Annotated in this window: 19 protein-coding genes; 7 read left to right on the top strand and 12 right to left on the bottom strand. The window is 64.1% G+C overall.

Features of this window, described 5'->3' with window-relative positions; translation table 11 throughout:
- Nucleotides 1-109: 109 nt before the first annotated feature.
- The 3 genes from V1318_RS02055 to V1318_RS02045 all read right to left on the bottom strand — a co-directional run bounded on the left by V1318_RS02055 (nt 110) and on the right by V1318_RS02045 (nt 1,073).
- Nucleotides 110-463, bottom strand: coding sequence for a YkgJ family cysteine cluster protein (locus V1318_RS02055; protein ID WP_332938307.1), 354 nt, complete (start codon nt 461-463; stop codon nt 110-112).
- Nucleotides 464-555: 92 nt separating this feature from the next.
- Complete coding sequence (locus V1318_RS02050) at nt 556-744, bottom strand: hypothetical protein (protein WP_332937279.1); 189 nt, start codon at nt 742-744, stop codon at nt 556-558.
- 71 nt (nt 745-815) lie between these two features.
- Nucleotides 816-1,073, bottom strand: a complete 258-nt coding sequence (locus V1318_RS02045; RefSeq protein WP_332937278.1) for a helix-turn-helix domain-containing protein — start codon at nt 1,071-1,073, stop codon at nt 816-818.
- Nucleotides 1,074-1,323: 250 nt separating this feature from the next.
- On the opposite strand from V1318_RS02045, the gene V1318_RS02040 reads away from it, so the two are divergent.
- The 3 genes from V1318_RS02040 to V1318_RS02030 all read left to right on the top strand — a co-directional run bounded on the left by V1318_RS02040 (nt 1,324) and on the right by V1318_RS02030 (nt 4,460).
- Entirely contained in the window at nt 1,324-2,097 is a 774-nt protein-coding gene (locus tag V1318_RS02040; RefSeq protein WP_332937276.1) for a hypothetical protein, read from the top strand.
- A gap of 30 nt (nt 2,098-2,127) precedes the next feature.
- The gene (gene sulP, locus V1318_RS02035; RefSeq protein WP_332937274.1) at nt 2,128-3,831 is read left to right on the top strand and encodes a sulfate permease; all 1,704 of its coding nucleotides are present in this window, start codon (nt 2,128-2,130) and stop codon (nt 3,829-3,831) included.
- Between the two features lie 176 nt (nt 3,832-4,007).
- Nucleotides 4,008-4,460, top strand: a complete 453-nt coding sequence (locus V1318_RS02030) for a VOC family protein (RefSeq protein ID WP_332937272.1) — start codon at nt 4,008-4,010, stop codon at nt 4,458-4,460.
- A gap of 25 nt (nt 4,461-4,485) precedes the next feature.
- Here V1318_RS02030 and V1318_RS02025 read toward each other — a convergent pair whose 3' ends face one another.
- From V1318_RS02025 to V1318_RS02000, 6 genes are all read right to left on the bottom strand, one after another.
- Nucleotides 4,486-4,761 carry a hypothetical protein gene (locus tag V1318_RS02025; protein ID WP_332937270.1) on the bottom strand — a complete coding sequence of 92 codons (276 nt, stop codon included), beginning with the start codon at nt 4,759-4,761 and terminating at the stop codon, nt 4,486-4,488.
- Nucleotides 4,762-5,139: 378 nt separating this feature from the next.
- A complete protein-coding gene (locus tag V1318_RS02020; RefSeq protein ID WP_332938305.1) occupies nt 5,140-5,700 on the bottom strand; it encodes a flavin reductase family protein in 561 nt (186 codons plus the stop codon).
- Nucleotides 5,701-5,886: 186 nt separating this feature from the next.
- Nucleotides 5,887-6,225, bottom strand: coding sequence for a putative quinol monooxygenase (locus V1318_RS02015; RefSeq protein WP_332937269.1), 339 nt, complete (start codon nt 6,223-6,225; stop codon nt 5,887-5,889).
- A gap of 19 nt (nt 6,226-6,244) precedes the next feature.
- Nucleotides 6,245-6,991, bottom strand: coding sequence for an SDR family oxidoreductase (locus V1318_RS02010; protein WP_332937268.1), 747 nt, complete (start codon nt 6,989-6,991; stop codon nt 6,245-6,247).
- Nucleotides 6,992-7,121: 130 nt separating this feature from the next.
- The gene (locus V1318_RS02005; RefSeq protein ID WP_332937265.1) at nt 7,122-8,027 is read right to left on the bottom strand and encodes a helix-turn-helix domain-containing protein; all 906 of its coding nucleotides are present in this window, start codon (nt 8,025-8,027) and stop codon (nt 7,122-7,124) included.
- 15 nt (nt 8,028-8,042) lie between these two features.
- Nucleotides 8,043-9,038, bottom strand: a complete 996-nt coding sequence (locus V1318_RS02000) for an AraC family transcriptional regulator (RefSeq protein WP_332937263.1) — start codon at nt 9,036-9,038, stop codon at nt 8,043-8,045.
- Between the two features lie 203 nt (nt 9,039-9,241).
- Here V1318_RS02000 and V1318_RS01995 point away from each other — a divergent pair, with 203 nt between their 5' ends.
- Genes V1318_RS01995 through V1318_RS01980 form a run of 4 tightly spaced genes read left to right on the top strand, consistent with a single transcriptional unit; the run spans nt 9,242 to nt 11,079 of the window.
- Entirely contained in the window at nt 9,242-9,979 is a 738-nt protein-coding gene (locus V1318_RS01995; protein WP_332937260.1) for an SDR family oxidoreductase, read from the top strand.
- The gene (locus tag V1318_RS01990; protein ID WP_332938304.1) at nt 9,976-10,326 is read left to right on the top strand and encodes an Atu4866 domain-containing protein; all 351 of its coding nucleotides are present in this window, start codon (nt 9,976-9,978) and stop codon (nt 10,324-10,326) included. The genes V1318_RS01995 and V1318_RS01990 overlap by 4 nt, the downstream gene beginning before the upstream one ends.
- Before the next feature lie 35 nt (nt 10,327-10,361).
- Nucleotides 10,362-10,649 (top strand): DUF1330 domain-containing protein, encoded by a 288-nt coding sequence (locus V1318_RS01985; RefSeq protein ID WP_332937258.1) that lies wholly within the window; start codon nt 10,362-10,364, stop codon nt 10,647-10,649.
- Between the two features lie 25 nt (nt 10,650-10,674).
- Nucleotides 10,675-11,079: a carboxymuconolactone decarboxylase family protein gene (locus V1318_RS01980; RefSeq protein WP_332937257.1), complete on the top strand. Its 405-nt coding sequence runs from the start codon at nt 10,675-10,677 to the stop codon at nt 11,077-11,079.
- Between the two features lie 304 nt (nt 11,080-11,383).
- Here V1318_RS01980 and V1318_RS01975 read toward each other — a convergent pair whose 3' ends face one another.
- Genes V1318_RS01975 through V1318_RS01965 form a run of 3 tightly spaced genes read right to left on the bottom strand, consistent with a single transcriptional unit; the run spans nt 11,384 to nt 13,158 of the window.
- Nucleotides 11,384-11,920, bottom strand: a complete 537-nt coding sequence (locus V1318_RS01975) for a hypothetical protein (RefSeq protein ID WP_332937255.1) — start codon at nt 11,918-11,920, stop codon at nt 11,384-11,386.
- Entirely contained in the window at nt 11,917-12,579 is a 663-nt protein-coding gene (locus V1318_RS01970) for an isochorismatase family cysteine hydrolase (protein ID WP_332937253.1), read from the bottom strand. The genes V1318_RS01975 and V1318_RS01970 overlap by 4 nt, the downstream gene beginning before the upstream one ends.
- 39 nt (nt 12,580-12,618) lie before the next feature.
- The gene (locus V1318_RS01965; RefSeq protein ID WP_332937251.1) at nt 12,619-13,158 is read right to left on the bottom strand and encodes a hypothetical protein; all 540 of its coding nucleotides are present in this window, start codon (nt 13,156-13,158) and stop codon (nt 12,619-12,621) included.
- Between the last annotated feature and the right edge of the window lie 14 nt (nt 13,159-13,172).

The following is a 13,172-nucleotide window of genomic DNA, read 5'->3' as shown; positions in this document are numbered from 1 at the left end:
GACGATGCCCCAAAGAGGCACGTTGCGGTTCAATTCGAGTTCATGGAAACGCGGCAGCCCAAGCCGACCACGCGGACCTGCAACGGTTCCACGTGGGTCGGTTCGCGCATCAAACGAGCACTTGCCGCGTCTGTCCAAGGAACCGAAACACTTCGTTCTCGGTCTTCGCATCCACCATGTACACGGGGCGCTGACCATTGGGACACAACAGGCGCGGTGTTGTACCGAACAGACGGCATATCAAAGGGCGCTCGCTGTAGACCTCGCAGCCGTGCGCGCCCAGGTAGGTGCAATTGAACTCGGCGAGGGCCGCCTCGTGATCGGCCTCGGACTTGACCGGCAGCCTGGCCACTTCTTCCGAGGAGGCGGTGATCGGCCCGCAACAGTCATGGCAACCCACGATGCACGTGAATGAGGGAATGCGCCGACGCAGTTCTTCGATTTTGCGATCGTTGGAGGTCATCGGCATTGCATTTTCTCCGCATGGGAACCATCCACGGCGACCACCGGTTTTCAACCGGCCGGCCAAGACGAACCGCTGGCAGCGATCCTGTGCTATTGATCGCGGTTCGAGCGTTCCTTGGCGAGGATCCGCATCTTGTTGTCGAACTGTGTCAGATAGCTGGGGACCGCATTTCGATACTCGTCACTGTCCCGCGACCCAATCGGCTCGATTTCCAGCTTGCGGCGGATCTCCTGAAGCTCCAGGAACAGCACCGCGCACATCCGCTTGAGCTCGTCCATATCCGTATCCGTCGCCACGCCGCCCTCCATCCACATCGCCCTGGGTTTCCAAGGCGAGATCCGCGCCGGGGTCAGAGGGCGCTGGGGGTCTTGAGCCGAACCCCCCGTCCCGTGCCCTGACTCGGCGCGTTCTCGCCGATCAACTCAATCCCGGCCGCGTCGAGTGCTGCGATGATCTTCGTCAGCGTCTCGACCACCCCGCGAACGTTGCCGGTGCTGGCCTCCATGCGTTGGATGGTCGGCAACGACACGCCCGCCTTCTCCGCCAGCGTCTTCTGGTCCATCCCGGCCAAGGCACGGGCCGCCCGGAGCTGCGCTGCGGTGATCATGGCCGACACCCGGGCAAACCCTTCAGCAACGAGGCGCGGAACATTTCTTTTGATGCGTGGAGCATCACCTTCTTCCGTTTGCCACCGGCACAGCCGGTCTGGACGCGCATCATCTTGAAGCGCCGCGGAAAAAGCCACTCCTGTTAACGTTTGAACATTCATTTTGATGTATAAAACATCATTTGAAGCATATGAAACATCACCTCGCACCGCTTTTCAAGCCCCTTCCAAATTGGAGGCCGCCAGGCACATGAAGCACTCGCCAGTACAGCACGCGTCCCGATCCCGCCGCACGGCCAAGGCGGAGAAGCCGCAGGTCTCGCGCATCGCGTTCCTGGGCTCCGCACAGCTTTCGACCGAGGCCGGCGAGACCGTCCTGGTGCAGTCGCTGTGCTGGCCCGCCCTGCCCACGGCCTGGATCGACCTCACGCACGCGTTGCATGCCTTGTGGGCGGGGCGAGGCAATCCCAGCCCGCATGTGCCGGGCGTCGACCGGGCACCGTCGTGGGTGAGGAGCTGTGCCCCGCAACTGGCCGCACCCTTCGCCGGCACCGCAGCGGCGGAAGAAACCTCGATTGCCACCCTGCTGGCGCGCACACCGATGCGGGCCGCCATCGCGGTCTTCGACTCCCGCGACCGGAAATCGACCCAGGGTATGTCGCAGCAGGCGCTGTCTCAGTGCCTGTCGGCCTATGACCGGTTCCTCCAGACGCCTCTGCAGCAACCCTGCACCCTGCTCGTGTCCCGCGGCCAGACGGAAGCGGTCGACAAACAGTGCCTGGAGGAACTCGGCCGTTGCCGGACGCTGATGCCGGAGGCGCCCTGGCTGCGCGATCTGCAGTTGCAGTTCTGGAACGAGACGCCCGAACCGTTACCTCTGGAGCTGGCCCAGATAGTGGCCGCCGCCGCTGCCAGACATGCGCTAGCCGAAGACACCGGCAACGATTCGATCTTTGAAGCGATACTGACGAAGTTGACGCACAACCCGATTCAGCGACGGCGCTCTGCCCACAAGCGCCGTTGACCGACGCGTTGCCCACTGACCGGGGGAGCCATGGCATCCCACACCCTCAAGCAGTACGCGCACCAGTACGAACCCAAACTTCTGACGGTATTGCGGGAGGGATACTCTCTTTCCGACCTGCGTGGAGACGCGATCGCCGGACTGACCGTCGCCATCGTCGCCCTGCCGCTGGCCATGGCGCTCGCCATCGCCAGCGGGGCGGCTCCGCAGATGGGCTTGTACACGGCGATCGTGTCGGGCTTCCTGATCTCGGCATTCGGCGGTTCGCGCGTGCAGATCGGCGGGCCTACGGCGGCGTTCATCCCGGTCGTGTTCGTGGTGATCCAGAAGTTCGGGGTCGGCGGGCTGGTGCTGTGCACGCTGCTGGCGGGCCTGATGTTGATCGCCGCGGGTTTGATGCGTCTGGGCACGCTGATGAAGTACATGCCGCAGCCCGTCATCACCGGATTCACCGCGGGTATCGCGGTGAGCATTGTTTCCAGCCAGATCAAGGACCTGCTCGGTCTGAAGATGGACGCCGTTCCAGCCGAGTTCCTGGCCCGCTGGGCGGCCTACGCGGAGCACGCGACGACGGCCAACCCGGCCGCGGCATCTCTGGCCTTGGTGGCTGTCGCCATAATCGTCACGCTGCGCCGGGGCTGGCCGCATTGGCCGGCATTCCTTATCGCGCTGATCGTCTGCACGCTCGCTTCCAGCGCGTTCATGCTCCCGGTCGAGACCATCGGCAGTCGTTTCGGCAGCCTTCCCACCACGTTGCCGAGGTTCGAGTTTCCGCACATCCCGTTCGAGCGGACCGGCGAGCTCCTGCCTAGTTCATTCACCATCGCGTTTCTCGCCGGAGTGGAGTCGTTGTTGTCGGCGGTCGTGGCGGATGGCATGACTGGCGGCCGTCACAGGTCCAACGGCGAACTCGTCGCGCAGGGCATCGCGAACGTTGGCGCAGCGCTGTTTGGGGGGATTCCTGCCACCGGCGCCATAGCGCGGACAGCCACCAACATCCGCGCAGGCGGACGCACGCCGATCGCCGGCATACTGCACGCGCTTTTCCTGCTCGTGTTCCTCGTGTCGCTCGCCCCGCTGATGCGCTATGTGCCTTTGACCGTGCTGGCCGCCGTGCTCCTGGTCGTGGCCTGGAACATCTGCGAGTACGAGCACTTTCGACACACCCTGTCGGCCCCGAAAGGGGATCGATTGGTTTTGCTGCTTACCTTCTTCTTGACCGTGCTGTTCGACCTGACGCTCGCGATCGAGGTCGGCCTCGTTGTGGCGGCCTTCGTTTTCATGTTCCGCATGGCCGAGGCCGTGGAAGTGACCTCGGGCATCCGGCTCATTGATGAGAACGGCGAGACGTCCGCCGATTTGAGCCAGCGCGATCATCTGCCCGCTGGCGTCGAGGCCTTCATGATCAACGGGCCGCTGTTCTTTGGGGCCGCCAATCGGCTCGACAATCTCCTCGACCAGTTCCAGGATCCGCCGAAGGTGTTCATCCTGAGGATGCGACTGGTACCGATCATCGATGCCAGTGGCGTACATGCGCTCAAGGCCTTGCTTGAGCGTTGCCGGCGTCGCGGGATCGTGTTGATCGTTTCCGGCCTTCAGTCGCAACCGAGCAAGGTCGTGGAAGGCATGCACCTTCGCCCCAAGCATGGCGAACTTCATTTCGTTCCCGACTTCGAGTCCGCGCTAGGCCTTGCGCGCAGGCTCGTTGGGGATACACCCGATGTTCCGGTCTGATCGGGGGGCAGCCGACATTGCGGGATCGGGCAGCGATGCAGACCTGCCTTAAGCCGTAGGCTCGCCAGCCGACCAGCGGGCTCGGCGAAGCCGGCCGCGAGTGCGCGAGATTCCCAGTCCGTGCGCCGGCCGCTTCGCTACGATGCTCAAACGGGTATTGGACGCCAGGAGACATCATGACGATCAAGCGCATGGACAACGTAGGCATCGTGGTCGCAGACCTCGAGGCCGCCATCGCGTTCTTCACCGAACTCGGCCTGGAGCTGGAAGGGCGCGCCCCGATAGCAGGGGAGTGGGCCGATGGCGTGACCGGCTTGCGCGACCTGCGCGTCGAGATAGCCATGATGCGTACGCCGGACGGCCACAGCCGGCTCGAGATTTCCCGCTTCCTCGCGCCACCCGTGGTCGCCGACCACCGCGACGCGCCGGTGAACGCCCTCGGGTACTTGCGCGTCATGTTCACCGTGGAGGACATCGACGACACGTTGGCCCGGCTTGAAAAGCACGGCGCCAAGCTCGTCGGCAAACTGGTCCGGTACCAGGACAGCTACCGGCTCTGCTACATCCGGGGCCCCGAAGGCATTCTGATCGGACTGGCGCAAGAGCTCGGTAAGCAGATGCCGCAGTGATCGCAGCGGGTGCCGAATCGCAGCGCTAAGCCTCGCCGCTCGACCAGAACGATTGCCAAGGGCCCTTGACTCCCAGGGCGATCAGTTCCGCGCGGACCGCATCGAAGGCTTCGGGCGTCAGCTCATCGACCTGTATCCGCAGGTCCCCGAGCAGAAGTCGGGCTTCCTCGCTGGGCGCTTCGCTGAGTGACAGGCGCTTGTCCTTGCGGAGGATCTGACAGGTGAGCCTGTCTTCGACATAGATCGTGCCGCATTCGCGGACGAGATCCAGGGTGACCAAATCCAGGGAGACGATGGGCATTTGCAGTCTCCATGGCGGCGATGATCTAGCGTACTACTCGGGATTCGGGGTTCAAACATGCGCATGTGCCGCCACAGCCAGCGGTCCAGCAAGCCCGGTCCGATCCAGTCGCCATGCGGCGATACCAGGCGTCCGCCGGCCATGCCAGCGCTCCCATGGCCTCCGGAGCGGCGCGTGGTTGTGGACGATGCGCTGGCGCGGACGGAGGCATGCGTTCGGACAGGGCGCGGCTGCACCCAGCACGGTGGGCGCATCGCAAAGGGCCCCATGCGACGCCGCGGGATCGGCAAGGCGTTACAAAAGCAATTAAATCAGTTGCTTGCTTATAATTTCGGTGGCTGTTCAACAGCTTTCCGAGTCGTCAGGAGCGTTTTCCGACTAGAGATTCTGAGGCTTGAACTTGCTGCGTCGACTGACGTGACTGCCGGACACCATGAACTCGGCTTCGCCCCGGTAGTGAAGGGTCTTCGGGCGTTTGGGCGTGGTGGCCAGATGGGCTTTCACGACCTCCCAGATGAACATGCCGTACTCGTCGATCTGGCGGTCGTCTACCAACTTGCATTCGAAGTTGGCATGGCACTGCGCTATCAACGGCGCCTGGACCTTCTGAGCCGCTTGCGCCGTTAGCCCGAATTTTTCGAACTTGTCGATGCCGTCGGCGCCGCTGCAGTTGCCGATTGCGGTAACGGTATCGACCATGTCCGAGGTCGGCAGATTGATCACGCATTCGCGACTTCGGCGGATCAGGTCGAAACTGTAGTTCCCTTCCCAGATGTAGCAGGCGAACAAGGCGGGCGAGAACCCGAGCATCATGTGCCAGCCCATCGTCATGATGTTGGTCCGGTCTTCCCAGCGAGAGCTGACCAGGACGATCGGGCCGGGTTCCAGATAGCGACGGATCTCGGTCAGGGGGAAGTCTTGTTTCTTACGGGTAGGCATTTCTGTCTCCAGGGGAGCGCCGGCGATACCGGCCGTCGCTTCAAGAGCGGAAGAAGACACGGTTCCGGATCGGCATCGCCGACGACCGCGACTTTGCCATTGGATCGTCTCGTCGGGAGCTATCCGAAGGGCACATGTCCCGGCAGCGTCCGCTCAGGACTCGTTTCAGCGCCGTCGCGACGGTCGCTACGCGGAGCGCTTGGAGTACGTGCGGATGTCGGGCTCGCCGTCGCAGAGCGAGGAAACCCGGCGCAGGAACGCCTGCACGTGATCCGTCGCCATGTGGAGGTCGAAATCGGCGGCGCTACGCCAGTCCTCCAATACGATCCACAGGCCCTCATCACCAGCATCCTGGAGGATTTCGTAGCGGCGGTTGCCGGGTTCGCGCCGGCTTGGGTCCACCAGGGCCAGCAGGAGCCGGCCTAGCGCCTCCTCTTCACCACGCCTGGCCGCGAAGAAGGCGAGCTTGCTGATCGGAATCATGAACAGGTCCTCAAAAGGACGGCCGGCAGCGAAGCCGGCCATCCATTGCGCCCGCGACGCTTCACCAGGGCTGATCGGTCGGCAGCACGAACAACTCGGCGACGTTCACATAGTCCGGCGCCTGCAGCGCGAACAGGATCGTGTCGGCGATGTCGGACGCCTTCAGGAACGCCATCTGTTCGCGCAGGCCTTCCATCTGCTCGCGATAGCCCGGGTCCGAGACGTGTTCGAACAGTTCGGTATCGACCGCGCCGGGTTGGATGCAGGTCACGCGGATGTTGTGCTTCTTGGCGACCTCCAGGCGCAGGCCCTCGGAGAACGCGGTGACCGCATGCTTGGTGGCGCAGTACACCGACAGGCCCGGGAAGACCTTGCGGCCAGCGATCGACGAAGTGTTGAAGATATGACCGGCGTGCTGCTTCTGCATATGCGGCAGCACCGCCGCCGTGCTGTTGAGCAGGCCCTTGATGTTGACGTCGACCATGCGGTGCCACTCGTCGGTCTTGAACGAGTCGATGTCGGAGATCGGCATCAGGCCGGCGTTGTTGAACAGGATATCGATGCGGCCGTAGGCGTCGACCAATTGCCGGACGCCGGCCTGGACCGAGGCCGGCTCGACCACGTCCATCTCGATGGCCAGGGCCGTGCCGCCCGCGGCCTCGATCTGGCTCACCAGCGCTTGCAGACGATCGACCCGGCGCGCGGCCAGGCCGACCTTGACGCCTTGGGCGGCGAGCTTGAGCGCGGTCGCCGCGCCGATGCCGCTGGACGCGCCCGTGACGAGGGCGATTTTTCCGTTGAGGTTCATGAGATTCACCTTGGGGTTGGGAGTCGGTGCCGCCGATGCGCATCGCGTCGGTTCGGGCACGGGGCGTAGGTTGCGCCGCTCCGGGAGGTGTCTCTCTTGGGCTCTTGCCGGGCCTGTCGGGATATTGCGGTCAGCTGTCGCCGCGGTAATCGCTGGGGCTGACGCCGGTTTCGCGGCGGAAGATCTGCGAGAAGTGACTGGCGCTGGAATAGCCCACTTCCAGGCCGATCTCGATGATGGGGCGCGAGGTTTCGCGCAGCAGGCGCCGCGCCGCGTCCATGCGCAGACGGATGAAGTAGCGCGATGGCGCGTAGCCGGTGCTTTGCTTGAACGCCCTGCAGAAGTGGAACTCGCTGAGCCCGGCCTGGCGTGCCAAGCGTTCCAGCTGGAACTCCTGGTCCAAGCGGCTCTCCATCAGATCCATCACGCGTCGCAGCTTGAAGGCGGGTAATCCGCCGCGCGGACGTGGCTTGTTCCGGGCGGCCGCACCGTAGGCTCGAACCAGATGCACGGCCAGGCTTTGCGCGAGTCCTTGCACGAACAGGGCGCTCGGGCCGTGCGCCGACATCAGTTCCGTGCGCAGCGGCTCCAGCAGCGCCGACAGCACGGCATCGCGCTCGCCCGACACGTCGCGTAGTTCCAGCTCCTGCGCCTCCCCGAATATCTCCTGCGTGGCGCGCTGGATCAGAGACAAACCCAGATGCAGATGCATGACCTCGAAGGGCTCGTCGCCGTCGGCGGTCCAGCGCAGCTCGTAGGGGTCGGGTGCGTTGGTCAGGAAGAAGTCGCCAGCGCGCACGCGATTCGCCTGCCAGGGGCCGCCGAGCTCGCGTTCCTCCACGCTCGCCGATCCCGACAGTATCCAGACCACCAAGGGCTCGGGTACCGCCGGGATCAGCAGCACGTCCTGCTGCGGGCTGCGCTCGAAGACTTGCACCAGCAGGTCTTTCCAGGCACGGCCGCGCCCGGCGGCCAGGCGAGTGCCGGGGATCCGCTCGTCATGGGCTTCGGCGGAACTGTGTTCGGATTCGGCCATGACGACGATCGTCCGTTACGACGCCAGCATGCGCGCTTCGACCGCGGCGTGCCGGACCGGCGGCGCCAGGTTCAAGACGTCCTTGAGATGGCGCGCCTCCTCGACCGGGCTGCGCCCGAACAGGCGCTTGAACTCGCGGCTGAACTGCGACGCGCTTTCGTAGCCCACGCGTTCGGATGCGGTCGCCGCGGTGAGCCCGCTGCGGATCATCAGCAACCGCGCCTGGTGCAGCCGCATCGCCTTGATGTACTGAATCGGCGAGGTCGCGGTGACCGCCTTGAAGTGGGCGTGGAACGCGGGAACGCTCATGTTGGCCTCGCCGGCCAGCGTGGCCACGTCGAGTTCGCGATCGTATTGGTTGTGGATGCGCCGCAGGGCCTTGGCGATGCGGCCGAAGTGGCCGCCCTGGGTCAGGGCGGCGCGCAGGCTGCCGCCTTGCTCGCCGGTCAGCACGCGGAAGCTCAACTCGCGCACGATCGCCGGCGCCAGCAGCTTGGTTTCCGCCGGATTCGACAAGGCCTCGAGCAGGCGCACGGTCGCATCGCCGATGCGTTCGTCGACCGGCGTGGCGTACAGAGTGCGCGGCCGCGCGGTCGGGTTCGGCCGGTTCACGTAAGGCTGACTCTCGTAAGGCTGGCTCTCGTCCACAGCCAGGGCCAACTCGGCGGTCATGCTTGGATCGATGCGCAGCGCGATCCCCAGCATCGGTTCCTCTGGGCTGGCCTCGGTCTCGATCTCGAACGGTAGCGGCACCGCGAGCACGAGATAGTGCTGCGCGTCGTACACGTAGGCCTGACCGCCATGGAAGCCGCGCTTGCGGCCTTGCGCGACGATCACGATGCTCGGTTCGTACAGGGCGGGGGTGCGCGCGAGCGAACGGTTAGAGCGCATCAGGGTGACCCCGTCGAGCAGGGACTGGGTGTAGCCCTCGCTCGGGGCGAGGCGGTCGATCAGGTCGACCATCCGGGCTTGCCGGCTCAGGTTCGCCGGCTGCGTATCGAGGCGAGCCATGCAGGGGCTCCGTAGAGGAACGGGCTACATACCAGCACAGATTAGCCCAACTGTGGGCCTGGAAAATAGGAATAGGCAATACCCGCAGACGATCCGGTCTTAGCGTGCGGGGCCGCCGTTTCTAGCATGGCCTCACCTGGAAGGCCCCTGACGAGGTCGGCTCCAGGCCCCGTCCGACCGGACCCGCCCTGGAGCTCGCACTCATGAATACCGTCCCCTCATCCAAAGTCGTCCTGGTCACCGGCGCAAGCAGCGGCATCGGCGAAGCCACCGCCCGCTTGCTGGTCCAACAGGGCCACCGTGTCGTGCTGGGCGCCCGCCGCACCGAACGTCTGCAGGCGCTGTCGGAGCAACTGCGAGGGCAGGGCGGGCAGGTCGCGTTCCGGGCCCTGGACGTCACCCGCCTGGAGGACACGCAGGCCTTCGTCGCCTTCGCCGAGGCCACGTTCGGTCCCGTCGACACCCTGGTCAACAACGCCGGCGTCATGCCGCTGTCGCCCCTGAGCGCGCTCAAGGTCGAGGAGTGGGACCGGATGATCGACGTCAACGTGCGCGGCGTGCTGCACGGCATCGCCGCGGTGTTGCCGGGCATGGAGCAGCGCGGCCGCGGCCATGTCGTCAACCTGTCCTCGATCGGCGGCCACGCCGTTTCGCCGACCGCCGCCGTCTACTGCGCCACCAAGTTCGCGGTGCGCGCCATCTCGGAGGGCCTGCGCCAGGAGACCGACAAGATCCGGGTCACGGTAGTGTCGCCGGGCGTGGTCGAGTCGGAGCTGGCGGACACGATCTCAGATCCGAGCGCGCGCGACGCGATGAAAGCCTTCCGCCGCATCGCCCTGCAACCCGAGGCCATCGCCCGCGCGATCGCCTACGCGATCGCTCAGCCCGACGACGTCGACGTCAGCGAGTTGATCGTGCGTCCCACCGCCAGTCCGTACTGAGTCGCCCCGTGCGCGCCGCCGTATTCGCATTCGTCTGTCTGTCGGCTTGCGCGTCCGTGGCTCCGCCGCAGGCGCCGCCGCTTTCACGTTCCCAGGAGAGCTCCGTCATGAACACCTCGTCCTACGTCGGCATGTGGGTCACCGCCGACGGCCATATCCGCCACGAACTCCTGCCCAATGGCCGCTATGACGAAGCGCGCGGGCGCCACAAGAGCGCCTACCAAGGCAACTACACGCTGACCGGCGACCACATCGAATACGTGGACGACACCGGATTCACCGCCGACGGCGATTTCGCCGACGGCGTCCTCTACCACGCCGGAATGGTGCTTTATCGCGAGTGGTAAAGCCGCCGCGCCCATCTGCCAAAGGAGATAGCCGAATGTCCGCCTATCTGGTCGGAAACGTCGAAATCCACGACGAACGCACGATCGCCGAATACCGCAGGCTGACCTTGCCGCTGGTCGAGAAGTTCGGCGGCAAGGCCCTCGTCATCGACGCCGCGCCGCTGCGTTACGAAGGCCGCTGGGTGCCGCGCAACATGATCCTGCTGGAGTTTCCCGACATGGCCGCCATTCGCGGCCTGCTGACATCGCCGGAGTACGCTCCGCTGGCGGCGATGCGTCGATCCAGCGCGCATACCGATCTGGTCGCATTCGGCACCGATTGAATCCACCCCTCGCAGGAGTACCGTCATGTCCGAACATTCCGATCGCCACGCCGCCGGCCTGGCCACTTTGCACAGCATCACCGGCAGCAGCGGCGAGGCCGTGGTGGAAAGCCTGAAAGACATCGCTCCGGATTTCGCCGACTGGATCGTCGCCTTCGCCTACGGGGACGTGATGGCGCGTCCGGGGCTGGACCGCCCGACCCGGCAGATCGCCACGGTCGCGGCACTGACCGCGCTGGGGACCGCCTCCGCGCAGTTGAGGGTCCACATCAACGGCGCGTTGAACGTCGGCTGTACGCCGCGGCAAATCACCGAGACGATACTGCAGATGGCGGTGTATGCAGGTTTTCCCGCGGCCATCAACGGCTTGACGGTCGCGCAGGAGGTCTTCCGCGAGCGCGGCGTGTCGCCGCTGGGCGAGCCGGAATAGAGAATCATCGCGCGCCCTGCGACACCAGCAGCGGAACATCCGCAACGCAGGCCCAGGCAGGCTCAGCTGTCGACCCGCCCCGGCAGCTTCGCCGCCAGCTCGATCTCGAATTGGGGCCCGTATAGGCAGCTCACCGCGATGCGGGTCAGGCAGGGGAGGGCGCCGGCCTGCCTGGAATGCGGATCTTCGCCGATTGGATGGCCGAGCTGACGCAGTAGCACGCATTGGCCTCGCCTAAGTGGCTGATTTCAATGCCGGCTCACGCAATCAAAGCGCGGAGCTGCGTACGCGTGCGACTGGCCAGCTATCTGGCCCAAACACCGTTGCGGGCCTTTCGCTCAATATCCAACGCAAATAACGGTGTCTCTTCCTCGTTGTGCTGATCGGCCACTTTCTGGGCCGCCTCGCCTACCTGGTCGATGGAAACCCCATTGGCTTTCAATAGAGCCAGGAATGCATCAGAAGCTTCCACATGAAAATGATTGGTGAACTCGCATGTCGTTGCATCGATAGGTGTCGTCGTGACTTCCCAGGTGACCTGCCACTCGGTGCGTCCAAGAGGAGACATCGCGTCAGTCCTGGAGACGACTCTGCAGCGGTCGCGATCGGCAACATCCTCGACATAGTGCTGCACCATGAGGGTGTCACCAGGCTGCTCCACATTGATGGATACCCGCTTTCCTTCTTGGGTTCGACTGGACCCGGCGGCGATATGCGCAGTTGAGCAAGCCCGATACTCCTGGTCTGTCAGAGTGAAGAGCCACTGACCCAAGTCGATGTCGACGGAGGGCGCTCGTACAGTCGCGCTCTTGGTTGAGGTCACGAGAAGGGCCGAACTCATGCTTTCGCTCCTTCGATTGGATATGCTGCGGAGAGGTTGCCCCCTTTGGGAAGGAGTCCCAAAAGCTCCTGCGTTGCCAGGATGGCGTGCGTATACGTCGGGCCGTTGATGTTGTGCGCCGCATGCATTGCCTCGTCCGTGAAAGCAGCAGTCGCGTCGCGAACAAGCGTCACGTGGTAACCCAGCTCCATCGCATAGCGACCGGTGGCTTCCAGGCAGGTATTGGCCAGCATCCCCACCAGGACGACGCGCTCGATCCCATGCTGCGTGAGCTGTGTGTCGAGGTCTGTGCCCGCAAAGCCGCTGGACCAATGCTCCTTGATCATGATGTCCTGTGGCTGCGGCACGAAGTCAGGGTGCCACTCGCCGCCCCATGTTCCGACTGCGAAAACTTGCGCATGGTGCGCGCCTTGCTGATACGGCGTTACGTTTCTCCAGCCAGAGAAGTCGGTCGGAAGTGCGCGATGGTGAGGGACATAGAAGATCGGTAGCCCAGCCGAGCGGAAGGCGAGGACGATCTTTTGCATGTTGCCGATCGTGCCGACAGATTCGATGATCGGCTTCGCGCGATCGTAGAGCTTCCCCCCTTCGCTAAGAAAATCGTTGTATGGATCGACGAGAAGAAGAGCCGTGCGTTCGGTCGGATATGACGATTTCATTGCATACCTCCTGATGATGCCATTGAATGAATATGATCGTTACCAGCGCAGCATGGGAAACGGTCGCAGCGGCTCGTGTACGCACTGAGTTAACGCCAGCCCGAGGAGGCGACGGTGAAAGCCTGCGTTTGGAAATGCATTTCGCACCTCGCTCACGTACGAGCGCGGAAGACCGTGTCGCAACATGCCCAATGACACGTCAATCAGGTCGGCTTGCTTGAACGGCTGAACGGAATCGGCAAAGGCGCCTTCATAAGTGCGGATCTTGTGATGATTGGCAATCAGCGCCGTGACTTCTGGGGCGGTCGCATCGTCGCGCGTCGTGACTATGTGGCGTTTGGCCTGGGCTATCGACGGCTCCAGGTAATCGAAGGTGCTCGCCGTCCAGATTCCGATGTCGTGAAATACAGCGGCGATCAGAACCGCGTCCGGCAAACGTCCGCGCGAGTGCGTAAGCGCGGCGAAGAAGTTGAGGAGTCGATAGACATGATTGGAGTAGCCGGTAAAGTCGTGCGAAACTTCCCCCGAGTACGCCGAGAGAAGCTCATCTACGAGCGGGTAGTGGGTGACAATTTTCATCACTTCATTCGCCG

Source organism: Lysobacter sp. CCNWLW3 (genome assembly GCF_036697405.1).
GTDB lineage: Bacteria > Pseudomonadota > Gammaproteobacteria > Xanthomonadales > Xanthomonadaceae > Lysobacter.
The sequence above is the reverse complement of the archived record's forward strand: the minus strand, read 5'-3'. Positions and strand labels throughout refer to the sequence as shown.